Source organism: Paenibacillus sp. FSL H8-0079, from assembly GCF_037991315.1.
Taxonomy (GTDB): Bacteria; Bacillota; Bacilli; order Paenibacillales; family Paenibacillaceae; genus Paenibacillus.
Genome location: NZ_CP150300.1, coordinates 1061735 through 1088709, shown reverse-complemented (window position 1 = coordinate 1088709; position 26975 = coordinate 1061735). Strand labels below are relative to the sequence as shown.

21 protein-coding genes and 1 pseudogene are annotated in these 26975 nt (G+C 40.1%); 10 read left to right on the top strand and 12 right to left on the bottom strand.

Annotation, left to right across the window (positions count from 1 at the left end):
* Positions 1-49: 49 nt before the first annotated feature.
* The 5 genes from MHI06_RS04765 to MHI06_RS04745 all read right to left on the bottom strand — a co-directional run bounded on the left by MHI06_RS04765 (position 50) and on the right by MHI06_RS04745 (position 5335).
* On the bottom strand, positions 50-802 hold the full coding sequence (locus MHI06_RS04765) for an ATP-binding cassette domain-containing protein (protein WP_339182181.1): 753 nt from the start codon (positions 800-802) through the stop codon (positions 50-52).
* Positions 799-1863, bottom strand: a complete 1065-nt coding sequence (locus MHI06_RS04760; RefSeq protein WP_340400644.1) for an iron chelate uptake ABC transporter family permease subunit — start codon at positions 1861-1863, stop codon at positions 799-801. Before MHI06_RS04760 ends, MHI06_RS04765 begins: the two co-directional genes overlap by 4 nt.
* On the bottom strand, positions 1860-2885 hold the full coding sequence (locus MHI06_RS04755; protein WP_076213211.1) for an iron chelate uptake ABC transporter family permease subunit: 1026 nt from the start codon (positions 2883-2885) through the stop codon (positions 1860-1862). Before MHI06_RS04755 ends, MHI06_RS04760 begins: the two co-directional genes overlap by 4 nt.
* A gap of 16 nt (positions 2886-2901) precedes the next feature.
* Positions 2902-3939: a siderophore ABC transporter substrate-binding protein gene (locus MHI06_RS04750; protein ID WP_340400643.1), complete on the bottom strand. Its 1038-nt coding sequence runs from the start codon at positions 3937-3939 to the stop codon at positions 2902-2904.
* Between the two features lie 1003 nt (positions 3940-4942).
* Positions 4943-5335: a hypothetical protein gene (locus MHI06_RS04745; RefSeq protein WP_340400642.1), complete on the bottom strand. Its 393-nt coding sequence runs from the start codon at positions 5333-5335 to the stop codon at positions 4943-4945.
* Positions 5336-5940: 605 nt separating this feature from the next.
* On the opposite strand from MHI06_RS04745, the pseudogene MHI06_RS04740 reads away from it, so the two are divergent.
* Both MHI06_RS04740 and MHI06_RS04735 read left to right on the top strand, forming a co-directional pair.
* Positions 5941-6056: pseudogene (locus tag MHI06_RS04740) on the top strand (winged helix-turn-helix transcriptional regulator); the annotation flags it as partial.
* A 543-nt stretch (positions 6057-6599) separates the two neighbouring features.
* A complete protein-coding gene (locus MHI06_RS04735; protein ID WP_340400641.1) occupies positions 6600-7265 on the top strand; it encodes a nitroreductase in 666 nt (221 codons plus the stop codon).
* Between the two features lie 823 nt (positions 7266-8088).
* Here the strand turns inward: MHI06_RS04735 and MHI06_RS04730 are convergent.
* Positions 8089-8634, bottom strand: a complete 546-nt coding sequence (locus MHI06_RS04730; protein WP_340400640.1) for a TetR/AcrR family transcriptional regulator — start codon at positions 8632-8634, stop codon at positions 8089-8091.
* Positions 8635-8817: 183 nt separating this feature from the next.
* Between MHI06_RS04730 and MHI06_RS04725 the strand changes: the two genes are divergently transcribed.
* From MHI06_RS04725 to MHI06_RS04705, 5 genes are all read left to right on the top strand, one after another.
* Positions 8818-9762: an alpha/beta hydrolase gene (locus MHI06_RS04725; protein WP_340400639.1), complete on the top strand. Its 945-nt coding sequence runs from the start codon at positions 8818-8820 to the stop codon at positions 9760-9762.
* Positions 9763-9918: 156 nt separating this feature from the next.
* Positions 9919-10662, top strand: a complete 744-nt coding sequence (locus MHI06_RS04720; RefSeq protein ID WP_340400638.1) for an SDR family oxidoreductase — start codon at positions 9919-9921, stop codon at positions 10660-10662.
* Positions 10663-10862: 200 nt separating this feature from the next.
* Positions 10863-11522: an SDR family oxidoreductase gene (locus MHI06_RS04715; protein ID WP_340400637.1), complete on the top strand. Its 660-nt coding sequence runs from the start codon at positions 10863-10865 to the stop codon at positions 11520-11522.
* Positions 11523-11759: 237 nt separating this feature from the next.
* A complete protein-coding gene (locus tag MHI06_RS04710; protein ID WP_340400636.1) occupies positions 11760-12944 on the top strand; it encodes an MFS transporter in 1185 nt (394 codons plus the stop codon).
* Between the two features lie 85 nt (positions 12945-13029).
* Positions 13030-13758 carry a RibD family protein gene (locus MHI06_RS04705; protein WP_340400635.1) on the top strand — a complete coding sequence of 243 codons (729 nt, stop codon included), beginning with the start codon at positions 13030-13032 and terminating at the stop codon, positions 13756-13758.
* A gap of 190 nt (positions 13759-13948) precedes the next feature.
* Here the strand turns inward: MHI06_RS04705 and MHI06_RS04700 are convergent, their stop codons facing one another.
* From MHI06_RS04700 to MHI06_RS04690, 3 genes are all read right to left on the bottom strand, one after another.
* Positions 13949-15361, bottom strand: a complete 1413-nt coding sequence (locus MHI06_RS04700) for a glycoside hydrolase family 1 protein (RefSeq protein WP_340400634.1) — start codon at positions 15359-15361, stop codon at positions 13949-13951.
* Positions 15362-15390: 29 nt separating this feature from the next.
* Positions 15391-17238 carry a beta-glucoside-specific PTS transporter subunit IIABC gene (locus tag MHI06_RS04695; RefSeq protein WP_340400633.1) on the bottom strand — a complete coding sequence of 616 codons (1848 nt, stop codon included), beginning with the start codon at positions 17236-17238 and terminating at the stop codon, positions 15391-15393.
* A 127-nt stretch (positions 17239-17365) separates the two neighbouring features.
* A complete protein-coding gene (locus MHI06_RS04690; protein ID WP_340400632.1) occupies positions 17366-18205 on the bottom strand; it encodes a PRD domain-containing protein in 840 nt (279 codons plus the stop codon).
* A 1016-nt stretch (positions 18206-19221) separates the two neighbouring features.
* Between MHI06_RS04690 and MHI06_RS04685 the strand changes: the two genes are divergently transcribed.
* Positions 19222-20394 (top strand): MFS transporter, encoded by a 1173-nt coding sequence (locus MHI06_RS04685; protein ID WP_340400631.1) that lies wholly within the window; start codon positions 19222-19224, stop codon positions 20392-20394.
* Between the two features lie 335 nt (positions 20395-20729).
* Here the strand turns inward: MHI06_RS04685 and dhaK are convergent, their stop codons facing one another.
* Together dhaK and MHI06_RS04675 are read right to left on the bottom strand one after the other, a co-directional pair.
* The gene (gene dhaK / locus MHI06_RS04680; RefSeq protein ID WP_340400630.1) at positions 20730-22499 is read right to left on the bottom strand and encodes a dihydroxyacetone kinase subunit DhaK; all 1770 of its coding nucleotides are present in this window, start codon (positions 22497-22499) and stop codon (positions 20730-20732) included.
* Positions 22499-23641 (bottom strand): glycerol dehydrogenase, encoded by a 1143-nt coding sequence (locus MHI06_RS04675; RefSeq protein ID WP_340400629.1) that lies wholly within the window; start codon positions 23639-23641, stop codon positions 22499-22501. The genes dhaK and MHI06_RS04675 overlap by 1 nt, the downstream gene beginning before the upstream one ends.
* A gap of 305 nt (positions 23642-23946) precedes the next feature.
* Here MHI06_RS04675 and MHI06_RS04670 point away from each other — a divergent pair, with 305 nt between their 5' ends.
* Together MHI06_RS04670 and MHI06_RS04665 are read left to right on the top strand one after the other, a co-directional pair.
* The gene (locus MHI06_RS04670) at positions 23947-24981 is read left to right on the top strand and encodes a PocR ligand-binding domain-containing protein (protein WP_340015794.1); all 1035 of its coding nucleotides are present in this window, start codon (positions 23947-23949) and stop codon (positions 24979-24981) included.
* A 105-nt stretch (positions 24982-25086) separates the two neighbouring features.
* On the top strand, positions 25087-26076 hold the full coding sequence (locus tag MHI06_RS04665) for an aldo/keto reductase family protein (RefSeq protein ID WP_340400628.1): 990 nt from the start codon (positions 25087-25089) through the stop codon (positions 26074-26076).
* Here MHI06_RS04665 and MHI06_RS04660 read toward each other — a convergent pair.
* A complete protein-coding gene (locus tag MHI06_RS04660) occupies positions 26073-26951 on the bottom strand; it encodes a LysR family transcriptional regulator (protein ID WP_340400627.1) in 879 nt (292 codons plus the stop codon). The two genes, MHI06_RS04665 and MHI06_RS04660, sit on opposite strands and share 4 nt — an antisense overlap.
* Positions 26952-26975: the final 24 nt, after the last annotated feature.

The following is a 26975-nucleotide window of genomic DNA, read 5'->3' as shown; positions in this document are numbered from 1 at the left end:
TGCTTTCTGAAAACCATTTTAACAAACAACTTTTCATTAAACCTTGTAGCTAATAGATCGCTATCGGTCCATATGGACCATCGATAATTTCAATTTTCGTTTCAAAAATATCTGTTAAAATTTCGGGGTCCATCACTTCTTCTACGGTTCCAAAAGCGGCGATTTGACCATCTTTCATAGCACATATTCGATCCGAATATTTGGCAGCAAAATTGATATCATGCATAACCGTCAGAATGGTTCTACCGAATTCATTAGCGGCATATCTCAAATGCTCCATCATCCGAACAGAACGAGCAACATCCAGATTGTTCAGAGGCTCGTCCAAAAGTACATATTCCGTCTCCTGACACAAAACCATGGCGACATAAGCTCTTTGCCTCTGACCACCAGAAAGCTCATCTAGATATCTATTTTCAAGAGCAGTTAAGTCTAGAAAATCAATATATTTAGAAATAATAGCTTCATCCTCATCCGTTAATCTTCCCTTAGAATAAGGAAACCGTCCGAATCCAGCCAGTTGTCTAACGGTAAGCCTTGTGACAAAATGATTTTCTTGTCGTAAAACCGTTATAATCTTGGCCAGATCCCTTGATTTGGATGTGGAAACATCCATATTGGCAACCTTGATCTGACCTTCGTCCAAATCCAAAAGTCTTCCGATCATCAGAAGTGTCGTCGACTTCCCCGCACCGTTGGGTCCAATCAATGAAGTAAGACCGGCTTTGGGTATATGAATATTCAAAGGGCCTATCTCTACCTCGGCTGCATAGGTTTTTTTGACATTATTGATCTGTATCATAAAGAACCCTTCCTTAAAATCACAATTAAAAATGTTAGTCCGCCAACCAATTCTATAATAATGGAAACAACACCTTGGGCATTGAAAACATGATTCATTATAAAGTATGCACCGGTTAAGATCACAAACCCTATCGCAAGAGCCATTGGGAAAACATATCTGTGATCATAGGTTTGCGCGGCCTGATAACTCAAAATCGCAACTAAAAATCCATAGAATGTAAGTGGCCCAACCAAAGCCGTCGAAATGGCCATCAAAATGGAAACCAGGACCAGCGTATAAATCACACTACTTTGATGTTTAGTTCCCAAGGAAGTCGAGACATCCTTACCCAGCGACAATACATTTAACCTCTTGGCATTAGCAAGCAGCAGAATTGCTGCAATGATGACGATAGGAATCGCAATCGGGAAATAGGCAGAATCCGCATTATTCACGGAAGCAAACATTCTTGCCTGTAAAATATCAAACTCGGACGGTGCAAGAAGTCTTCTCATAAATGAAGATACGGATCTCAGCCCGGTCCCAATGATAATGCCGACCAGAAGCAGAAGTTGTAAATTGCCGTATTTTCCGGAAAGCAGCCATCCATAAAGAATCAAACACATGATGACCATTGCGGCAACTTGATATAAGAAGGAATCGACACCGCTAAAATTCACAAATACCGTAGCACCAAGGAAAAATATAGTACTCGTATGAATGGTTGAATAAATAGCATCAAAACCTAAAAGAGACGGAGTTATAATTCTGTTATTCGTAATCGATTGAAAAGCAACCGTGGATAAACTTTGGCAGATTGCAGCGATCAGCATTGAAACCAGAGCGACTACCCTTCTTGTAACAACAGGTATAAATGAAGGAGACGATACCGGGACCGGATTGTTATAAACCAGTAGTCCAACTGATGCAAAAACGCCCAGAACAATCAATGTTATCAGCAAAATCCAATAGCGCTTTTCTTCTTTCTTGGTACGGAAGGCTCTAGCTGATCTTTTTTTAAGACGACGGCTAGAATCGATTTCGATATTCAGTGGATTTCTACTTGCTAAGTCGCTCATCTTACCCTCCTTGTTGACCGCCTTTGTCTTAACAAAATGACAATGAATACGACGGCTCCCACTGTTCCAAGGATCATCGAGACAGGTATTTCAAAAGGCATAATAATGACACGAGACAGGATATCACACACAATGATACTGCCCATCCCTAATAAGCACACCCATGGTAAATTGCTCCTGAGATCGTCACCCCTAAACATGGAAACAATATTGGGGACAATTAACCCTAGAAAAGGCAAGTTCCCAATGACCGCTGCAACGATTCCAACGGCTAGTGAAATAAGCGCAGTACCCAAAAGAATGATCCTGTCATAATTTACGCCAAGACTGGTAGCGACATCTTCCCCTAGTCCGGCTAATGTCAGCCGATCAGCAAAAACAAATATAAGAATAGTCACCAATACGATGAGCCATAAATATTCATACCTGCCAATTTGCACAGATGAGAAGGAGCCTGCAAACCAGCTTTCGATATTTTGAGTCATTTGGAACACAAGCCCCACGAAAGTTGAAAATGCAGAAATGACTGCTCCAAGCATCATCCCAATAATGGGGACAACCAAAGACGAACGAAGTTTAACTTTCTTTAGAAACATAAAAAAAATCATCGTTCCTATAAAAGAAAAAATGATTGCACCCGTCATTCTTAGCGTTAAGCTCGGAGCAGGAAAGACCAGATAAATAAACATGATCCCCAGTCCTGACCATTCCATTGTTCCAGTTGTCGTAGGTTCCACCAAGCGATTCTGTGTAATAAGCTGCATGACCAGTCCTGCCATTGCCATGGCGGCACCGGTAAGCATTAATGCAACAGTTCGTGGGACACGAGTAATGAAGAACATCTCCATTCCATCCGCTTGTCCTCGTATGTCATAGACTCCAATAAGCAGTGATGTAATGCCTAAAATAATAGTGGCTATAATCGCAATGATAAAAGGTATAGTCCATAGCTTTTTGGGATTATGACGCTGGGGTTGAGAATTCTCAACCCCAGCTAATTTTGGTATTAAATTTTTCTGCACTGCAGCATACTCCTTTTTACTGTTTAGCTAAAGCTTTCGTAAGGTTGTTAATCAACTCCAAGAACGTTTCGATGGATTCATTGGTGTACGTGTCGTTTGGAGCATAAACGATTTGTTTTTGAGTAATAGCAGTGGTGTTTTTCAGAGCAGGTGAGTTATCAATAACGTCCTGAGCCGGAACGGCACCTTCTTCAGCAGATACAGCTGCATCCCGATCCAGTACGTAAATCCAATCCGGATTGCTTTGGGCGATCGCTTCAACAGAAATATCATCACCTTGATGATCAGAAGAAGATTTGTCCACTTCTAGGGCCGGAACCCAGCCGAAAATGTCATACAATGGTCCCCACACACGTCCAGTAAGAGGAGCCGAGAAACCAATGTTTCCACCAGAAACGACAACACTCATAATTTTATCTTCACCATTATAAGCAGCCTTAGCTTCTTCAATAGCTTTATCAAAATCAGCAATCAGTTGGGCAGCTTCTTCTTGCTTCTCGAAAACTTTTCCCAAATTAGTTGTTGCATCTTTAAGGCCATTAACAAAGTTTTCTCCAGGCGATGCTGTTTCTTCAAGCTCAATATTAAGGTCGATCACTGCTGCATTAGGCACTAATTTTTTGATGTCTTCATAGTAGCCAGCAAATCGTTGACCAACAATGACAAGGTCAGGCTGTATTGATGCCAATAGTTCAAGGTTTGGTTCACGATGATTTCCAATATTTTGTACCGATTCATCCGCCACATATGGTGAATCCGCAGGCATTACATCCTTCGGCGCTGCTGCTAATTTGACGCCCCAAGTGGACAGAGTCTCAAATGTTCTGTTATCCAGCGCAACGACCTTCGTTGGATTTACAGGCACAGTTACCGTTCCATGAGCATCCGTAATTTCAACAGTTGTGGGTGTAGCTGTAGTAGCAGCATCGGAAGTTGTAGCCTCTGTATTCGCAGTATCCGTCGTAGCAGGTTCATTACTTGAACAAGCTGCCAACACCAAAGTTAAAGCTGCAACCATGATAAACATTAATTTTGAAGAAATAGACTTTCTCATTTAATTTATATCCCCCTAGATTTAGAAAATTTGGATTCCCACGCAGCGTACTGTGTTGGATAAACTCAGAATTATATACCTCCTCAGACGTAAATTTAGAGAATAAACTTAACCCCTTTTCACTGTAGTGCTGAGTAACAAAACAACAAATGATAGTGATTATCAATATCATTAGGTTATATTATAACAAGTTAGAAGGCATTTTCAACAACCTAATTGTTTTAATTCATGGCGAAATTATGAACCAAATATTCGATTATATGTATTTATATGCATAAAAATCGACATTTCAATACAAAAAAAAGCATCACTGTGTGATACTTCTTTTGCGGTAAGAACACTTTATACACTTATATTTCTCATCGATGTTAATTTTATTTTATTTTGTCGGTAAAAATCATTAATATAATGAATATTTTATAGTCTTTTGGTCGGTAAATTTTTAACTAACTTTCGCAGCTCATATATTCAAACCAACCCTTGATATAAGTGGATAAGCCAGATATCTATTCTAGTAGTTGACAAAAAATAAACGTTTTGCTCTTCTTATGTTTTGCTAGAGTCATATCTAGAAATAAACTCATTCGTTGCTGAAGCGCCGTTTGGAAGTCCAGATCGCGAACCTCATCGGCAAAGAGAAAATGGAGTCCTCCAAGTGTCCGGTCATCACTGGTTTCGCGTCGTTCATATCCCCACCAAATAACAGCTGAATACAATCGTCGTGTGGCTAAGCAGTTGGTCAAAGGAGCGTCCTTGAAATTCGGTTCAATGACAACCATTTATTTTCTGGAAAATTGTTTTTGTATTTCACTCACTAAAAATCCCCTCTAAATAGTCTTAAAGGGGATAATAGCGAATTTTTCTATTTCATCGTTCTAATTAGACCAGAGTTCTTTAATCTGCAGAATGATGCTGATAGAGTCACAAGTATTGCAAAATCATTATGGATAAACTAAGACGTTTCAGAAAACTCATTATTGAATCAATGTAAAAAAATGTTACATTATTTGACTTCGGACAGCCATTCCATCGCTTCTTCAAAGCTGTTAAACTGCTTAATAGTAGGGTGTATATCCATATTCGATAGTATTCGGTTCATGTTCGACTTCGCGACCGGTTTTTCCGGTGTAACTGAAGCACTATATTTGAGACCATTTTGAATAGCGCGCGGAAACCAATCTTGACTGACCCAATTCTGGTCGACAGGTGGAATTGCAGAACTATTAATGTTGTCGAATAGTATCTTATTATATTTCTTCTGTTCCAATAGTTCCAGCACTTTTTCTAAGGGAGTCCGGTACTGTTCACCCTGAACGAACCCCTTCAATTCCATAACAACAGCTTTAATTTCTTCGTTCAATGTTACCTTTGCCTGTGGGGATTCAAAATAAACCATAGTTCCAACACTCCTATAAGTTGTAGTAAAACGAATTACAAATTATGATAAATGGTCGAATCGGTCGTTATGAAATAACGATTCATTAGTTGTAATGACCAAATGATCAAATTTACCAATGTCGTTGAAAAAAAGAGAATTGACCCCTCTATCTGTAGATCCACGACGTATCCTTCCGAAAATTGGAGGGATCGTATGGGATCGGATGGTATCGTAAATGTTCTCTTTTTGACTAGATACTAATACTACTGTGGTGCCCCTCTTCGACTTTCGCTAATCCGACTCCAGACTAACTATTTCCTAATCGTAGGCAAACATCCCAAACAGCCATTAAATGACTTTTGAAGAATGGATTCCTAATCTATTCAAAGTTAAGAAATTCAAACCTACTAGTTAATGCGTGATTACCATTTCAGCCCACGAGTCTAATTGTTCGGCAACCCCGACATGAAGCGGGTGGTTATAGTCCAAGAGTATAATAAAGTGTAATTTGTTACAAGTACGCACAAGTTTGTGCTATAGGTACAAAAAGTATACTTTAACAAAGTAAAGTAGTTGCGAAAATTAAAAGAAAAATGCCCTACATATGATACCATCCGTGGAGGAAGTGGAAAGGAAGCATCCTGTTCCAGTTAATGAATGAACCCTTCGTTTCAATAAACTAAAAAGGAAAAATCCGTCTATTAAACAACGTATGTTGACTATGCAGTTGCGAGGATTATCAGTTGGGTACCAAAATAGCTGATGATATCACAACGGTTAAGATACTCTGGCCAAATAAATAAAGAGCTCTAAATAAAAATAGTTACTGCTGACTCCGATCCCGAATTGTTATTTCAGTAACAAGTGACTTCAGCGATTCTCCGAATGAAGTAAGGATATAGTCTCCCTTGGGTGGGATTTGACGGTATATATGGCAGATTACAATTCCATCATTCTCTAATTCTGGAAAATGCATAGTCAACATATGTTGTGTAACAGCCGGAATTCGTCTTTTTAGTTCTTTTCCCCCGATGACCTCAAGGGTGACTAGAATCTTACATTCATATGATGGCTGACAAACATGATCCAGTTCCTCACTCATTTTAGCAAATCCTTCACTTCGATAAAGTATACTTTTTGTACCTATAGCACAAACTTGTGCGTACTTGTAATGAATCATACTATAATATAATCTTGGATTTGAACAGAGGTAAAGCAGATGTTAAGGCGCCTAACACTTCTTCCCGAATAATCATTTAAATAACCATATGGGGGAATATAAATGTCACAATCCATTTTTCAAAACCGTCATTCCAAACGTAAATTTCATGCAGATAAACCGGTCAATAGAGAAACACTGGAATCTATTTTTAAGGATGCGATTAACGCGCCGTCCTGGGGCAATACCCAACCTTGGGAAGTCTATGTCGCTACTGGGGAGAGACTTGAAGAACTGCGGAGTGAGTATTTAAAGGCCTTCGAGGACGGAAAACCCTTCCAATCTGATATCCCTATGCCGACGGAATGGCCGGAGCTCTTTCAACAGCGTATGAATCAAGCTGGTGAAGCTCGTTTCAGCCAACTCGGAATTGCTCGTGGGGATCATGAAGCCAAAGCAGAGAGAATGAAAGCCAATTTCCAATTTTTCGACGCACCAGTCGTTGCTTTTCTTACTATAGATGCATCCTTAACGGAATGGTCCATGCATGACCTTGGCATATTCTCCGGGTTCCTGATGCTATCCATTGAAGCCCATGGTCTCGGCAGTCTTCCAGCATATACTTCTATCTCTTATCCTAAGTTCCAGCGTGAGATCCTAGGTATACCCGATGACAAAAAAATTGTGGCTGGTATTATCTTTGGATATCCAGTACTCGAAGACAAGGATTCTCAAGTAGTCATGCCAAGAGTACCACTTGAGGAAGTCATTCATTTCAAAGGCATGTAATTGGATACTTCGTCCTTTCCATTTTCAATATAACAAAGAAGAGATACACAATGTTCGCACAAATTGTATTGTTTAAGTTGAATGTCCAGAGTGAAGAAGCGCTCGAGAGCGCAAAAAAATCTGATGAGTATGAGGAGAAAATTGATGGCTACTTCATGCAGAGGTACAATTCAATTTGATTTCAAACGACGCAGCTTATGACTTCTTTCCCATTGAATAATTTGTTTCACTTAAGCTTTCGATCACTATTGAATTTTTTAACTTTGAAGATATAAGCATGCAATTCAAAGGGGTCGTCCCAGAAGTCAAGTAATGGCCTCTTGGGATGGCCCTTTTCCTTTTAGCAATTTTAAAACTTGCTGCCTCGTGCTATGCGTCGAATCTTGCACATATTTTCTTGCAAAATAAGTGACATTAATAAAGCCCCACCACTCTTCGCCTTGTCAGAGCGCAACTTGAACGAAAGCAAGCGTAAATGCACCTACCCAACTGAAGCACCGAGCATATCAAGATGTCCATAAACATAAAGCACCCTCAGGCGAGGCATTTTCCATATAATTTTTCAACCTTCGGTTAATGTGTGCCATCTGGATGTGCCAAGAGCCGATATTGCTTCAGACTGCACGTCTACTTCATTGAGTTCAAATTCCGAATCCAATGGTTCTCTGACTCCAAGCGCAAATACAATAACAAGCAATGAAGCCTCGCAGTTTGGGTCGTCCGAAGAAATAAAAAGGACGGGTCAACTATAGATAATTCATTGCAGTTCTATTCTCCATTTCATATCGATTACATGGCTTTTTCTTCTATTCTAATCAATTATCTAAATTATTCTTTCTAATAAATCTCCCACTTTTTCAGCCATTTCCTTTGGTGGGTAAGGCATCTCGTTTCTTATCCACCATTCCACAATACCAACGTATGCATTTGCAACAAATTCGGCAATAATATCCTCATTTTGTCCAAGATTTTTACCTACTTTTACATCTACGTCTTTTTTGAATTCTTCTACATTGTGCTGAACAAATCGGTTCCGAAAGTACGTAGCTCCTTCGCTCGCCAACATTGTTGAGAAAAATAAATAATTTCTTTCTAGATATTCCATACAAAGCACTGTCGATTCAATCCAATCCAACTCCGGTTCTAACTCACAGAGATTAGCCATATTTGTAACGTGCTCTTCTATGATCTTATCCAATAAATCATACTTATCCAAATAGTGAAGATATATCGTTGCACGATTAATGTTGGCTCTATCAGCAATATCTTGGATAGTCATACTATCAAAACTTTTTTCTGACATTAATTCAAGAAGCGCCTTCTTTATTGCTTCTTGGGTTCTCATAATTCTTCGATCCACTTTTACCACTTTACCACCAAACCTTCCTCAAGATAGTCGACAATATACTTTCATTTGTCGTTTAAACATCAAAATTGATTAAATCAACGAGTAGCATACCTTGAATTGTTTGTGTACAGACTATACATTATTAACAGATGTCGAGAAAACATCAAACGTATCTTAACTTAAACATGAAGGGATGTTATTCATTTGTCAAACTATATTTTTAATTTAAGCGATAAAGTAACAAGAAAATCCGTTTCATACCAAAATCGCTTTGGTATTACAATTGCAGCAGATCTGTATGCGCCAAAAGATTTTGATGAAACAAAGAAATATGCAGCGGTTATTATTGGTGCTCCTTACGGTGGCGTTAAGGAGCAAGGTTCGGGTATCTACGCTCAGAACATGGCAGAGCGTGGCTTCGTCGCTCTTACATTTGATCCATCCTACAACGGATACAGTGGTGGTGAACCAAGACATCTTTCGTCTCCTGATTTGTTCGTAGAAGACTTTAGTGCAGGTGTTGATTATATGGGTACACGCCCATTTGTAGATAGAAATAAAATTGGTGTGATCGGTATGTGTGGTAGCGGTGGTTTTGCGATTAGTGCAGCTCAAGTCGATAGACGCATTAAGGCTGTTGCTACGGTTAGCATGTATGATATATCACGTGCACAAGGTAAGGGCTTTATGGACTCTCTTACAGAAGAGGATCGTAACAAAACGTTGGATGCCATTGCCGAACAACGCTACGCAGAATTTGAGGGTAACCCTCCAGCATTGACTGATCGAGGAGCACCTATTGGTTTTGATGAAAATACAGATCCTGTTGGTCGCGAGTTTGGCGAGTTTTATTCTACGCCGCGTGGCTATCACCACAATTCCATTACTCAATTTACTGTAACAAGCAGTATGTCATTTATGAACTTCCCCCTGCTTACGTACATTAAATCAATCTCACCGCGACCAATTCTGTTTATTATGGGCGAAAATGCGCACTCACGTTGGTTTAGTGAGGATGCTTATGAATTGGCAGCAGAACCTAAAGAGCTTTACATTATTCCTAACGCTGGGCACGTGGATCTTTACGACAAAACAGATTTGATCCCGTTTGCTAAATTGGAAGAATTCTTCACAGAAAATCTGAAATAAGATCATCGCTTTAAGCCTTAACTGCGGGGGGATTTCGTATAAATTAGCATCCTCCTGCTAATCCTTGAACTAATATGTTTCCACTTTAGATTGCTTATTTATATTTAGATTTATGGTAAGAAGTTATGAAGTTGATTTTGAAGGGATGCGAAAAAAATGTCCATTGAAAATAAAGTAGTCGTAATTACAGGAGCAAGTTCAGGTATTGGAGAAGCAACAGCTAAGCTGTTAGCTCAAAAAGGTGCAAAAGTTGTACTTGGAGCAAGACGTGAGGAGCGTTTAAGAAGTCTGGTCCAAGAGATCCAGGCGAATGGTGGTCAAGCTGTATATCGCGTCACTGATGTAACTGTTTCTGCGGATAACCAAGCTTTGGTGGATTTAGCAAAATCCGAATTCGGAAAAGTTGATGTGATTTTCTTAAATGCAGGCATTATGCCAAGTTCTCCAGTTTCAGCACTTGCAATTGATGACTGGGAAAACACAATTGACATTAATTTAAAAGGGGTTATGTACGGTGTAGCCGCAGTCATGCCCGAATTCACGAAAGAGCGTTCAGGGCAAATTATTACAACATCAAGTATTGCGGGAATAAATTCTTATCCTAATGCCGGAATATATGGTGCTACGAAGTTTGCTGTTCGCAATCTTATGGAAGTTATTCGGATGGAGTCAGCACAAGAAGGCACGAACATTCGAACCGCGACTCTTTATCCAGCAGCCATAAGTACAGAACTGCTAAGTAGCGTCACGAATGAAGAAGCATTGAAGTTTTTAAATCCATTGTATGATGAGTTTGGTATTACGCCAGATTCGATCGCACGAGTTGTCGCTTTCGCGATTGACCAACCAGAGGACGTTAATGTTAGTGAATTTACGATCTACCCTACAAAACAAGGGTAAGGAAATCTAATTCATAAGTAAACACACTAGATATCTAAATTTAAGTGTCGAAAATACTGATTCTGTCTACAGGAATCAGCATTTTCGACACTTACCCTCATTATTGAGTAAACAAGCTTAGGATTCTTGATTTGGTGAATTTGGTCATCAGTGACTCACAGTTCAGATCTAAAAGTAAATACGAACAACGGAGGGTGTATATGAACGTACTTGTTATAGGAGCAAATGGACAAATAGGGCAACATCTTGTAAGAAAGCTGCACGAATCACCACATCATGATGCAATTGCCATGGTTCGGAAAGAGGACCAAATGAAGAATTTCGAGAAACAAGGTGTTAAAGCTGTTCTCGTTAATTTGGAAGGAAGTATTGATGACATTGCCATTGCAATGAAAGAAGCAGACGCAGTTGTTTTCACCGCAGGTTCAGGCGGGCACACAGGTGCTGATAAAACTATGTTAATTGATTTAGATGGAGCAATAAAGTCAGTTAAAGCTGCCCAACAAGCCGGGGTGGAACGCTTTGTCATGGTGAGTGGGATAGGTGTTCATAGATGGCATGATGACAATCATTTGGAGTGGATGGATAGTTCACAACATTATAGTGCGGCTAAGTATTACGCGGATATTTGGTTAGAGAGAAGCGGTATGAATTATACAATTATCCGTCCAGGGAAATTGACTAATGATGCCGAGACAGGAAAGATACAAACAGGAGAAGATCTTGAGCATAAGCAGATTTCACGTGGTGATGTTGCTTCAACAATTATAGCGTCACTTGAAAATCAACAAACTATCGGCAAAGCTTTTGATTTGATTAGTGGGGAAACGCTAATCGTAAAGGCGCTTGAATCATTATAAATTACAGATTAATAAAGTTAGAAGCACTGCAGTAGGCCATACTAATTGAACAGTAAATCTAATTGACTTAATTACAAAAAAGCTCAGCAATTAGTTTGCATTGATTGCATACATGTTTGTGGTTCTAAGTTGGTGTTTTTTATTGTGCCCCCAACTAAACTAACTAGGCTACTATTTTGAGCCTAGTTAGTTGGTATGCACTGAGACTGACACAGGAATTATAAAGGAGTGGAATTGTTGAACAAGCGAAATAATTTATTGATTCTCATATTGGGTATTGGCGTTTTCAGTATTATGAATACTGAATTTGCTATTATTGGAATCTTACCTTATATGGCAGATCATCTTGGTGTGAGTATATCAAAAGCAGGATTACTTGTCAGTGTATTTGCACTTACTATTGCAATATGTGGTTTAATAATGCCTTTACTATTTTCAAGTGTGAATCGTAGAAAGATCATGTTGTTGGTCTTAGGTCTTTTTCTTTTAGGGAATGTAGTTACTCTCTTTACAACAAATTATACGGTAGCTATGCTTGCTCGTATCATTCCAGCTATTTTTCATCCTGTATATTTTGCTGTAGCTTTTTCAACAGCAGCTAGTTTAGTGAATAAAGAGGAAGCTCCAAGAGCTGTTTCAAAAGTTTTTATGGGTGTTTCAGCGGGCATGGTAATTGGTGTGCCCATTGCAAGTTTTCTTGCTAGTACAGTATCACTTCAAGCATCACTTTTATTCTTTGTAATTGTGAGTGCGGTAGTATTTATTGCAACGTTTGTGTTTTTCCCTTCAATGCCAGCTTCCAAAAAAATGTCTTATGGACAACAGGTAAGCGTTTTGAAAAAAGGTGCTGTTTGGATGTCTATTGCCTCTGCTCTATTATTAGCTTCAGCAATATTTGGAGTATATAGTTACTTTACTGATTACTTGCAAAATATTACTAAACTCTCTGGTCAATCAACTAGTTTAATGCTGCTCATATTCGGAGGAGCTAATATAATAGGTACCTATCTTGCAGGAAGGTTATTAACCACAACTGCTACCAAGACAGTTATTTCTCTACCTTTTGTGCTTGGTTTCTTATACATCATATTATTCCTGATGGGACACTCTCCCTACGCGATGGCTGTCATTACATTTGCTTGGGGAATTGTAGCTGGACTAGGAAATAACATGAATCAGTACTTGATTACTTCTGCGGCTTCAGAAGCTCCAGATTTTTCGAATGGACTGTTTGTGACATTTGCAAACTTGGGAACGACGATTGGTACTGCTGTTGGAGGATTATTTATTTCAGGCTTAGGTACACAATATATTTTATTAGTAGGTATTATTTCGATAGTACTAGCTATTCCATTTCTCGTTTCAAGAAATTATCTTATGAAGAGACCAGCTCACACAAGTCGATCGCATAAAGCGAACTAAGAATCCCGGAAATTAATATGTAGGCTGACTTTAAGATTTTGAATTGATCTGAAATTTAAATTGATCTGAAATGGAGAGATATTTTATGAAGAGACCATATCTCATTTGTCACATGCACATGTCATTGGATGGTAAAATTGTGGGTCCTCATCTAGAAACTGAAGCTGCGCAATCATCTATGAGGACTTATTACGAATTGGGTTATGGTAATAATCGTATTTTTAATGGCCATAAAGGATGGTTATCTGGTCGAATTTCATCTGAAGATAATTTTACACACTATCAAGAACCCGAATTAAATTTGGATGCAGAAATGATAGTCGAAGGTGATTATATTGCTGTAGAAAACGCTGAGATGCATTATTTTTCAATTGATCCATCTGGAAAATTAGGATGGAACACGAATCAAATTACTTATTATGAGACGACTGCACATGTAGTTCAAATTATAACTGGCAAAGTAAATAACGCATATAAAGACTTCCTACGACGGAAAAAAATTTCTTACATTATCGCTGGTGAAGATTTTCTCGACTTGGAAGAAGCGATGTTAAAAATTCAAAAATATTTCCATGTTGATCAAGTTATCCTAGGAGGTGGTGGGGGACTCAACTGGTCCTTCTTACAACAGGGCTTAATTGATGAAATAAGTATTGTGATGACACCGGCTGCTGATGGCTCAACTGATACACAATCATTATTTGATGCTAATGAAATATATAACCAACCGGCACCAGTAACTTTTACAATTAAAGAAACTCAAATTTTAAACGACGGCAGTGTTTGGTTAAGGTATCTAGTAAATAATAAGTAATACGATTAAAGTTGGCATTCCTCTGGCATGTAAGCATCCTTTATTTGAAAAGGAATACATCAGAGTATGCCTCTTAAAAGAAATCGTATCTCTTATATTAAAAGCATTTCCACATGCACATTGGGTCAAAATAAGAAGGCATAAGTTCGGTACAATACCGTTCTTATGCCCCATATCTTCTAAAATTCAGTTAATTTAGACTCTTTCCACCCGTAGCAATAAGTTCTTTGTACCAGTAGAAGCTATTCTTACGGATACGACGTAAGTCTTTTAAATCAAATTCCCCACGGTTCACAAAGATAAAACCATACCTCTTGCTGCAACCTTGGTGTGTACTGATTAAATCAATCGCTGACCAAGGACAGAAGCCAAATACTTCAACTCCATCAGTTAAAGCCAACTGCATCTGCTCGATATGCTTGCGCAAAAACTCAATTCGATAAGAATCATTGACTACGTCCCCCTCCTCTAGCTTATCAAAAGCTCCTAAGCCATTTTCGGTTACAATAAGCGGAAGATTATAACGGTCATATATTTCTCTTAATGTATTTCTGAATCCAATTGGGTCAATTTCCCAGCCAAATTCATTCTTCTCCAAGTTTGCATTAGTTACCCCTTTATAAATCCCTGGCTCACCAATTGTAATATGTTGATCTCCGGTGTGATTTACATCAGTACCATCCTCTTTGCTTGCTCCTACAGTTTGAGAAGTATAATAGTTGAAAGCGATAAAGTCAGGCTTCCCACTCTGTAAAACCTCCATATCTCCATCAAGAATTGTAGGGGTATAGCCTTTTTCTTCCAGGAAATTCCATGCAGTAGTATTGTAGCGCCCAAAAACAGCAATGTCTAAATACAACCAATTACGGATAGCCATATAACTTTGAGCAGCCATAATATCTTCAGGATTGGAACTATCCGGATAGATAGACACAATGTTCGGCGCTGGTCCAATTTTCGCGCTTGGCAACATTTGATGGCATAAACTCATGGCCTTTGCCTGAGCTAGAAGCATATGATGATTTTGTTGATATAAGTCTTTCTTAGGGTTTTCGAGATTTGGATTCACGGTTCCAATCGCATCACCATGAAGAATCATCATATTCTGTTCATTAATTGTCAACCAATACTTAACTCGGTCACCGAAGTTTTCAAACAAAGTTTTAGCATAGACTTCAAACGCATCGATGGTTTCCCGATTTGACCAACCACCCTTTTGTTCCAAAGCATATGGTAGATCAAAGTGATACATTGTTACAATCGGTTCAATTCCCTGAGATTCGATTTCATTAATTAGATTATCGTAAAATTCGATTCCCTTTTGGTTTAGTTCTCCCGCGCCATTCGGGTAGATTCGAGTCCAAGCAATGGAGAAGCGATAGGCCTTAAATCCCATCTCCGCTAGTAATGCAATATCTTCTTTGTAGTGATGATAGTGATCGCTGGCTACCTTAAAATCAGTTGTCCCTTCGGGACCTTTAGCCATATCAATAACTGACGGACCTTTTCCATCCTCATTCCATGCTCCTTCGATTTGATAAGCAGATGTTGAGCCCCCCCAGAGAAAGTCTGCTGGGAACGGTTTGAGTTGATTATGTTTCATATCTAAAACCTCCAAAATTATATGACTTATTAAACAATCAATGTCAACAATGATTCTTTTGCTTGAATAACCTCTTTATCTGTACCGATAACTTCAATGTAACGATCTGTATTTGTAATGATAACCGGAGTAGTCACTGGGTACCCGGCTTCTTTTATTTTCTCAATATCAAATTCAACTAATAGGTCACCCTCGCTTACCCGATCGCCCTCTTTAGCAATCTGTGTGAAATATTTCCCCTTTAATTTCACCGTATTTGTTCCAATGTGGATTAGGATTTCCGCTCCTTCATCCGAAGTAATTCCAATTGCATGACCTGTAGGGAAAACGGTGGTTACAACTCCAGTTACGGGTGAAACGGCTTGACCAACAGTTGGCTCAATTGCAATTCCCTTCCCCATTGCCTCAGTTGCAAACGCCTCATCTTCTACATCAGCCAATGACTTGACTATCCCTGTTAACGGGCTAACGACCTTTTGAGTTTTCACAAGAGGTTGTACTACTTCTACAATGCTGTTCTCTATGTCCACTTTTGTCTTCTTTTCTTCAAAGCCAAACAAGTATGTTATAATTGCAGCCCCAAAGAAAGAAATGGAAATACCGAATATATAAAGTACCATTGGTGAAAACGCAGGAATCGCGAATAAAGTGTGGAAAGCGAACACCTGCATTTGAACTCCTAAATAGCCATTTATAGCTCCACCGACTGCTCCTGCAGCTACAATATAAAGAATTGTACGTCTAAAACGTAGCATTACGCCATAAACAAATGGCTCAGTTATGCCAGCTAGTAGCCCTGGTAATATTGTAGATCCAGCAAGTGTTTTAACTTTTTTATCTCTTGCTTTCAGGAAAATCCCCAATGCAACCCCCATTTGAGCAAAGGTTGCACCTGCAGTCATTGCTGCAAACGGATCTCCACCCGATGCAAGGTTTGCTAAAATAATCGGAACAATTCCCCAATGTAGACCAAAAATAACTAAGAATGTCCATGTACCGCCCATGACAAGACCCGTCAACAAACCGCTTTTCTCACTTAAAAACCCAATTGCTGCTCCAATACCATCTCCCACATATACTCCAAACGGTCCGAATACCAAAACAGTAAGAGGTACAATAATTGCAAGCGAAAGCATTGGAACAAAAAACATTTGTAGATCTTTATGAATGATCTTTTTCAATTGCGTTTCTAAAACTGCATATATACATACCGCGATAAATACTGGGAATACAGTAGATGAATAACTCATCAGTACAACTGGTATTCCAAAGAAGTCAGAGACATCTCCAGCTTGTGTCATTAACCCAGTGAAATTAGGTTCTAACAATGATGCACCTATAGCTCCACCAACATAAGGATTTGCTCCAAGTCTAATGGATAGTGTTATCCCTAGGAAAATAGGAAGAAAGTAAAAGACAGCATTTCCTGCTGCAGAAAGTATAAAATATGCCCCACTCTCTGTAGATAACAATCCCATCATTGTTATCACTGTTAGTAAGGCTTTAATCATTCCCGCACCAGCGAGTGCACCTAATAGAGGTGAAAAGCTACGTGAAATCACATCAAAAATCTGGCTCGTTAACGTCCCTTTTGATTTTCTCTCTTTCTGAAGCTCATCAGGGGACGAAGATCCTGTACTCACTTTGGTAACTTCTTTATACACATCTGCTACATGAGCTCCAATAACAACTTGAAACTGTCCTCCACTCTCCACAACGCTTAGCACTCCATCCAAATCTTGAATAGATTGCTTGTTTGCTTGTTCTCTATCTTTCAGAGTAAAACGTAAACGTGTAGCACAATGAACAACACTGCTTACATTCTGTGCTCCGCCAATTAATTGAACAATTTCTTTTGCTAAAGTTTGGTGACTCAACTTTCCCCACTCCTCTTCAAGACTCCGTATAGGTATTAGATGCAAAAATATAATCAAAAAAAACCTAAATCAACATTATAAAAATGTTTGATCTAGGTTTTGCCCCTGAGGTTACAACCCTAAAAGATTATCGGTTATTATTTTTAATCACTCTTTCAATATGAATGGTTAAAAAGATCATTTCTTCTTGTGTCAATTCATAGGTGTATGAAGCATCTATAAACTTCTTTATTTTTTTTGTACATTCGTACGCATCTGGATATTTCATTCTAATTACATCATATAAGTCATCGCCTGTTGAGCTGTTGTAATGATTCCCTTTGACCAGACGCTGAGCAAAAAATTTCAGATGGGTTAGAAACCGATAAAAGATTAAAGAATTCTCATTGATCTCTAGCTTAAAATGATATTTCACTATGGTTAAAATTTCTTGCATAACCTTAGTTATATTCTTCAAGACGGGCATCTCTTCATTCAATTCAGCATTAACAATATGAAGAGCTATGAATCCTGCTTCATCTTCTGGTAGAATGATGCCAAAATGCTCACATATCATATTTAAAGCTTCTAATCCAATGTCATATTCTTCTTTATATAAATGCTTTGTTTCTAATAACAAACCATTTTTAATGTGCATATTTTTTTTATAACGCTCAATTGCAAATTGAATATGATCTGTTAAATGAATATAAATGCTATCATTTAGCTTTTTATCTAATTTTTTTTCTGCGTACTTAATGATTTTTTCGGAAATATCCATATACTCGATTGGCATATCTCCAAATAAGATCTTCAATTTTTTAGATGTGCCTTCATTTTCTAGAATGAAAATTTTTTCTATTTCTTTTTCATTAATATCATCTTCAACACGTTTATTAAAAGCAATACCACGCCCAATCACAATAACTTCTTGTTCTTCTCTTGTTGAAATAACTGCGTTATTGTTTAGTACTCTTTCAATTTTCACACTATACCTCCAGAACTACTATACCGTATCCCCTCCAGCAATAAATAAGGTGAAATCTTATTATTTTAGAGATTATCGGTCTTGCCTGATTTAACAGTAACAACCCGCCCTGTATACGCTTACTTTCAAAAATGCTGTTCGATCAACATCTGTTTATTATTATAGGCAAAAACAAGTTGCTTACAATCGACAATATATTTGATTTCATTGTATATACAACAAATCAGTTAATATTGTTAACTATCTTCAAGAATTTGAAGACTTATTATCATCAAACATGAAGAGGGTGATAATGATTTCTCAGATTTGTTAGGAGTCCCCCACAAACTTATTCTCAGTATCTCCCTGAATTAAAGAGTTCTCTTATTACTAAATGTGACCAAAGTATCCTAGTTACATTGATATGTCTATTCACGGTATCTTCTGACTATCATCCATTTAAGCAACTACACTACTTGAAGAAAAGCAGCGGATCACATCGATCGGCTGCTTTTCTTGTTGTTAATTAAATTAGAGGTCCGTTGACTTAAAGATTATAAGCGGACAATTGATATAGATTGGAAACTGCCTGCTGATAGAATTACTTTTCATTAATTTTTAAAACCACTTTCTCCACTTAGCATACAACTGCACATCCCTTGCAATTATCGACAATTTATATTGATTTATTGTTTAAACATCAAATTGTATGAAATTAACGATTTTAATGTCTTGTAATGTTGATTCTTTAATAATAAATTATATACTCCAATCTATTATTATAACTGTATTTTATATACACGAACGGATGTCAAATATATTTTCAAGTTGTACTAGAGTATAGAAATACTGTTTCTGATACTATTTAAGCCCCAAAAGAGGGCCTCTAGAGAATCGTATTTTTAGTAATGTCCTCTGGACATACTTCACTATTGTTGAAGTACATTGAGCAAGATATCATCAGGACTTTTAGAAAGAAATTTAGTATCTGTTCCACTGCTTTTCGGGAGAGCTTGAACAAAGAGAGGAGTATTTTTGTGACTAAAGGAAACCGTTTGTTGATTCTCATTTTGACTATAGGTGTTTTTGGCATCATAAACACCGAAATGGGTGTTATTGGAATATTACCTTCAATTGCTGATCACTTTAATGTCACTATAACAAAAGCAGGATTGCTAGTGAGTCTTTTTGCTCTCACGATCGCTGTATCTGGACCAACGATGCCATTGTTCTTTTCAGGTATTAATCGTAAGACGGTGATGTTACTTGTATTGGGAGTTTTCGTAGTAGGAAATACTGTATCCCTACTTACATCAAATTTTACTGTTTTGTTAATTGCACGTATCATTCCAGCCCTCTTTCATCCCATTTATTGTTCTTTAGCATTTACGGTAGCTGCATCTTCAGTAAGTAAGAATGAAGCCCCAAAAGCCATTTCTAGAGTTTTTATTGGAGTATCTGCTGGCATGGTAGCTGGCGTTCCTATCGTTAGTTTTATTAATAATACCGTTTCGTTTGAAATGGCGATGGCATTCTTTATTATCGTTAATGTGGTCATATTCATTGCTACATTCATTTTTGTACCATCTATGCCTGTAAAAGAAAGACTTTCTTACAGTGCACAACTCTCTGTATTAAAAAAACCAGTGATATGGGTTTCCATCATGGCTGTCATTTTGTTAAATTCAGCTGTATTTGGGGTTTATAGTTATTTTGCTGAATATCTAATAACAGTAACGAAGATGTCTCCGAATACCGTGAGTTCTACATTATTCATCTTCGGAGGAGCAAATATTATTGGAAATATAGTAGCAGGAAGGCTACTTACACATCGTGCGGGTAAGACAGTATTCTTGTTCCCATTGTTGTTAGGTGTTGTATACATCACGATGCTTTTCACAGGACAATTCACCTCATCAATGGTAATCACAACATTTATTTGGGGGATATTAGCTGGAGGAGTTATGGCCAATATCAATCAATATTTAATTACAACTACAGCTCCCGAAGCGCCTGATTTCGCAAATGGCTTATTTATATCAGCATGTAACTTAGGAACTACCATCGGTGCAGCTGCCGGAGGGTTATTAATATCAGGAATGGGCGTTCAATACGTTGTATTTGTAGGAATCTTATCTATAATACTAAGTCTAGTAACTATTTTACTTAGAAAGTACATGATTAACCATTCTCAAAAGCCTAATTTTTAAAGGAGTCCGATCTGAACGTTTCTATTGTGCTATAGATGTAGACAATCAAGAAAGCATTCAAGAAGCTGTTATTTCCCTTCCATAGTATATTGAATTTACAAAGAAACCGTCCTTTCAAATGGTGGGTCGCACTTCCATTTTACCAAGGAACGGTTTCTTTTTGTTTTTCAATTTGGATGATTTAAGGGACAGCCCTTTTGTGGAGAATATAATTCATAATCCTATATTCTTCACTGAATAATTCGAGTTTTTTCGTATTTACCGACAACATTAACTAAAACTATCGACATTATAATATAAAATTAACAAAATAATCTAATTTTTTACCGACATTCTTATTTCATCGCCTCGGACAACTCTGTGAAAATAACACCCAATGCGTATGCGCCAGCATCAGGGTAGCCCAGACTGCGATCGCCGACAGTACCTGCTCGGCCCATACGTGCAACGATGTCTTCGGTTTTCTTCGCACCTTCAACGGCAGCTGCTGCACCTTTGGCAAATGCGGTTTTGAAGTCATCTCCAGACTCCGCACTTTGTGTCCAGGAATCAGCACACGGAACGAGTGCATCGATCAAGGTCTTGTCGCCTACAACAGCACCACGTCCGAAGGAGCGTTCTCCTGTAGACTGAATTCCTTGCACAGCTGCATGAATCATCTCAGCAAATTCAGCAACGTTCAGCTGCTGTTTACCCCCTACTGCTTTGCCAGCCGCACGGAATGCTGAACCCCAGATCGGGCCGGATGCGCCGCCACAATATTCCATGATAACCAAGGAACATGCATCGAGGAATGAACCGATATCTTTTTTATCTTCGTTAATGATGTGATTCCATTCGCGTTTCAACTGGCGGAAGCCTTTTGCCACACTCATACCGAAATCGCCATCACCAGCATGGGAATCCAGTTCACAGAATGGTACTTCATTCTTGATGATGATCTCACCCATTTTATCGATCAGGTAGACGACATTGTCCAGGGAGAATTGATTGTTGCTGATCACCGCAGATGTTGCAGGCGTCTCCACTTCATAAGATACCGGAGCATCTTCACCCACGACAGCTTCCAGCGCTTCGGAATACGCCACTTGTGCTACAGAAGGACCGGATACTTTAAATGCAGGAGTATCACTTTCCTTAAATAACAATGACTTCAGTTCATCATCCAGTTTCAGGATCGTAACCGATGCACCCGCCATATCAATACTTGTCATGTAGTTGCCTACAAATGTAGTAGCTACATTGAGGCCTGAACGCTGTGACAGCTCACGCTGAACCGAGTTGTTGAGCAGGTACAGCTCTTGCAAAGGTGTTGCGCCAAAACCATTTACAAGCACTGCGATCTCAGCAGAAGCATCATTGTCCAGCTTCATGTCTGCGAGCAACGCTTCGACCATGCGGCCTGCCAATTCATCCGCTGATACCAATTTCTCACGGCGGATACCTGGCTCACCATGAATCCCTACGCCGAATTCCATCTCATCTTCAGCAATTTCGAATGTAGGCGTGCCTTTGGCAGGTACGGTACAGGATGTGAATCCAAATCCAATACTGCGTACGTTCTGAGCTGCTTTCTCAGCAACGGATTTCACATCTGCCAGACTGCGACCTTCTTCGGCTGCTGCTCCGGCAATCTTGTGAACCAGTACAGTGCCGGCAACGCCGCGACGTCCTACCGTATACAAGCTGTCTTGCACAGCGATGTCATCCTCAACGCGTACATATTGTACGTCGATGCCATCCTCTTCTGCCAGATGTGCTGCATTTTTGAAGTTCATCATGTCACCGCTGTAGTTCTTGATTATCAAAAGTGTTCCCTTGTTGCTGGCTGTTGCCTTGATCGCTTGGTACACCTGGATTTGGGAAGGAGATGCGAACACATCTCCACACACCGCTGCATCCAGCATCCCTTTACCCACATAACCTGCGTGAGCCGGTTCATGTCCACTACCACCGCCACTGATCAGGCTGACTTTATCGGCCTGAATCTCTCTGCGTTTAATGACTTTATATTTTTTCAGAAATTCAAGCTCCGGGTGCGCAAGCGCAATTCCGTTACACATTTCCATAACAACATTTTCTGCTTGGTTAATAATTTTCTTCATTATTTTGCCTCCCGGCGAGCTGCTTTGTACTCACGACCCATGCGGTCAGCGGCTGCAATGGCAGCGGCCACTTCAGGAACGGTGATCGGGAACGGCATCGCGTGAATGGATTCTTCCGGAATACAAGCGATCTCTGCCACTTTTAACAGCTCTTCCTGACTAATGATATCTACACCGATATCCGCCAAGCTGATAGGCAGTCCTACTGCTAGACAGAAATCCATGACTTCATGCAGCTCTTCGGTTGGTGCATTTTCGAGCACGAGTTGTGCAATTGTGCCGAAGGATACCTTTTCACCGTGGAAGAAGTGATGTGTTCCCTCGAGTACAGTCAAACCATTGTGGATTGCATGTGCTGCGGCCAGACCGCCACTTTCGAATCCAAGACCTGACAACAGAATGTTGGTCTCAACAATGTTTTCCAGTGCTTGAGTCACGACGTTGCTGTCACTGGCTACTTTCGCTTTTGCTCCGTCAGTCAGCAGCATTTCATAACACAGTTTAGCCAGTGCAAGTGCCGCATTCGTACCTACTGCAGATGGTGTATATCCTTCGCGGGAACCCATTGGAAGACTTGCGTTTACACGGGAATACGATTTCGCTGTTGCTCTTGCTTCGAAGTATGTAGAGAGCGCATCTCCCATACCGGATACGAGGAAACGTGTTGGTGCATTGGCGATTACTGTTGTATCCACGAGAACCACACTTGGGCTTTGTTTGAAGTAAGCATAGTCATCGAAAGAACCATCCGGTGTGTACAATACAGCGGAGTGACTTGTCGGTGCGTCTGTTGCCGCAATCGTTGGACAGATGATCAGTGCTTCGCCTTCAGCTACACATTTGGCAGCATCGATGGCTTTACCGCCACCAAGACCGATGGTAGAGTCACATCCTTTTTCCTTCGCGATCGCTTGCAGACGAACAACTTCCTCACGGGAACATTCCCCTTTAAAACCGCTTTCAACAAACGTAATATTGAATTTCTCAGCTGTTGCATCCAGCTTTGCCTTTACACGCTGTACATCATCCGGATGTGCGATTAACAAAGCAGATTCTCCGAAGGATTTAACAAAGTACCCCAGGTTCAACAACTCGTCTTCGCCTTGTACATATTTGGTTGGGCTGATAAATGCTTTTCTCATATTAATATATGCCTCCTAAGGATATGAAATATTGTAGTGATTAGATCAAATTTTAATTTCTTACAATTGACCTTAATATAACGCATGAGCAGCAGGTTTACAGTGGACTTTGATAACAAATTATTATAATTTACAATCGTAAATTTTTGCTTTTTAGCACAATCATGGTATGTTATTGTCATGAGATGGTTGAATTTTGACCTCCCATTATACATTACCCGTCATCATTACATCTTAATATGTACAACTTGCTAACTTTTAACGGCCTACATCATGAATCAGGTTAGCTATGGAGGTTTCATCCAATGATTAAAGAATATCTGCATATCAATAAAATTCTCGACCTTAATAAATGGAAGCGTCTACAAGATTCTCTCGCCACAGTTACCAAACTTGCGATCCTCACTGTTGATTATAAAGGCATTCCCATAACCAGTCACAGCAGCTGTCAGGCCTTCTGCCAGAATGTACGCAAAGACCCCGAACTTCTCCCCTACTGCCAAAAATGTGATTCGCGCGGTGGTCTGGAAGCGGTTCGATTAAATGAGCCTTATGTGTATTTATGCCATTTCAATATTATTGATATCGCGATTCCGATCACGATTGATGGCAAATATATCGGCGCCGTCATGGCAGGACAAGTGAAACTCGCCGACCCGGAAAAGGGTAGTGATCTGGAGCAGATTGTTACATCCAAGAACGTGCCCATGCATGCAGCCAAGCTGGAGGAATTGAAGGACGATTACGCCCAGCTACCTGTGATGACCTATGAAGAGATTGTGAAAATCTCCAACATGTTATCCCTGCTCTGCAACTATATTGTAGAAGAAGCGCTCAACAAAAATCTGTTAGTCGAAATGTTCGAGAAAGCGTCAGGCAATCAGGAGTCACTGAACCTCTCCACTATTCTGCCGGGTTACTCCATTCGTAATATCGAGTCGATCAAAAAAGAAATGACCAATGCGATTGCGGATGCCTATCTCAAAAACAGCCCAAGTGATACGGAAAGCTCCAGCCCGGTGCTCCAACCTGCTTTTGAATACATTCACAGTCACAAGAGTGAGCAGGTTTCACTCAAACAAATGGCCGATCTATGCCACCTGAGTCCGAGTTATTTCAGCAGGCTGTTTGCCAAGGAAACCGGTGAGAACTTCACAACCTACCTGGCACGACTCAAAATCAAGTGGGCCAAGCAATTACTGGAGGTCACCGACATGCCTGTCTCACAGATCAGTGATGAGCTGGGATTCAATGAATCGGGATATTTTATCAAAATATTCAAAAAGTTCGAGGAGATTACGCCCGCTCTCTATCGCAAATACATTCAAGAGAAAATGTAAATTCACTGATATCTTTTTCGTATCAAAGATGGGGTTAAAAGATATTTCACCTATTAATCTGCCATTGCTACAATGGAGTCCAGATGACTTAGGGAGGCGGCAAGAATGGAATATCGCAAATTAGGAAACAGTGGATTAACCGTCAGTGAGATTTCACTCGGCAACTGGATTACGCATGGAGCGCAAATCGAGGATGGAATAGCAGAAGCTTGTGTGCGAGCCGCATTCGATGCAGGTATTACCACATTCGATACCGCAGACGTTTACTCCAATACCAAGGCAGAATCCGTGTTAGGACAGGCTCTTAAGGATGTACGAAGAGAAAGTATTGAACTGTGCACCAAAGTCTGTCACCCCACCGGCTCTGGTCATAATGACCGCGGACTTTCCCGGAAACACATCATGGAAGCCTGCAATGGTTCATTGCGGCGGTTACAGACTGATTATATCGATGTCTATTACGCTCACCGTTATGATTACAATACTCCGCTGGAAGAGACGTTTCTTGCGTTTGCCGATCTGGTGCGTCAGGGCAAAGTTCACTACATTGGCGTAAGCGAATGGAACGCGGATCAGATTGCAAGAGGAGCCGCTTTGGCGCGGGAACTTCATGTACCCCTCATTGCAAGTCAACCCCAATATTCCATGTTATGGCGTGTGATTGAGCAAGAAGTCGTACCCGCAAGCGATCAAGCAGGACTTGGACAGATTACATGGTCTCCTCTGGCTCAGGGTATACTATCAGGCAAATATGTGCCTAACGAAGCATTACCCACCGGATCACGTGCAGCCGGAGAGGCAGGAGCACCCTTTTTCAACAAATTGGCTGGTCAGTGGTTACGCGAAGATGTTCTTACCGCTGTGCAAGAGCTTGTTCCGCTCGCTAAAGAGATTGGTCTTACGCTCCCCCAACTCGCTGTGGCATGGGTGCTTCAGCATTCGTATGTCAGTTCCGTCATTATCGGTGCATCCCGGCCGGAGCAGGTATTGGAAAATGTAAAAGCTTCTGGTGTGAAATTGGACCCTGAGATCATGTCTCGAATTGATGAAATACTGAATCCGTGGATTGAACGTGATCCAGCCAAGACGGGTTAAACACATTCATCAACGAAGTTCATAAAACGGGATACCACTTCCTGATTCATATCCGTCCGCCATGCCGTGTACAACGGTACGGAGGGCGGATTTTCTTGTAATGGAAGGAACACCACCCCCTTACGTTGGAACACATCCACCGATGACGGAACAATGGAAATCCCCATGCCCGCTGCAACGAGATTCACAATCGTATACATCTGGATCGCTTCCTGCGTAATTCGAGGGTCTACGCCATGTGATCTGCAATAATCCAGAACCAGTCGATGAAATGGAGAACCCAGATGCCGTGGGAATAAAATAAAATCTTCATCCGCCAGTTCTCGAATTGAAACTTGAGTCTGAGATGCCATCGGGTGATGATCTGGCAACACAGCAATCAACGTTTCCATCTGACAGGGACGGAACGAAACATGGCGGGTATCTTCCTGATACCGTAGAAATCCAATATGGATCTGTCCGTCTTCCAGCGCCTGTAATTGTTGGGACGAAGTCATCTCACGTAATGTCAATTCAATCTGCGGGTACGCAGCGCGAAATTTCCTGAGTACATCCACCATGATGCTCCCCGAAGCCGAATCCACAAAGGCCACGGTTATATGCCCGATGATACCCTGATCTGCCTTTTGTGTAAGCTGAATAGATCGTTCAAGCTGGGCCATGATCAGTCTAGCCTGTTCCAGAAATACCGCACCTGCCGGGGTGAGACGAACCATTTTTCTGGTGCGCTCCAACAACTTCACGCCAAGCTCTTCCTCTAAATTCTGAATCTGCTGGCTCAGCGGTGGTTGCGTCATATTTAATTTTTCCGCTGCACGGTGGAAATGAAGCTCCTCCGCCACGGTAATAAAGTATCTTAACTTTCGAATATCCATACGTCTGTTGCGCTTCCTTCCGTC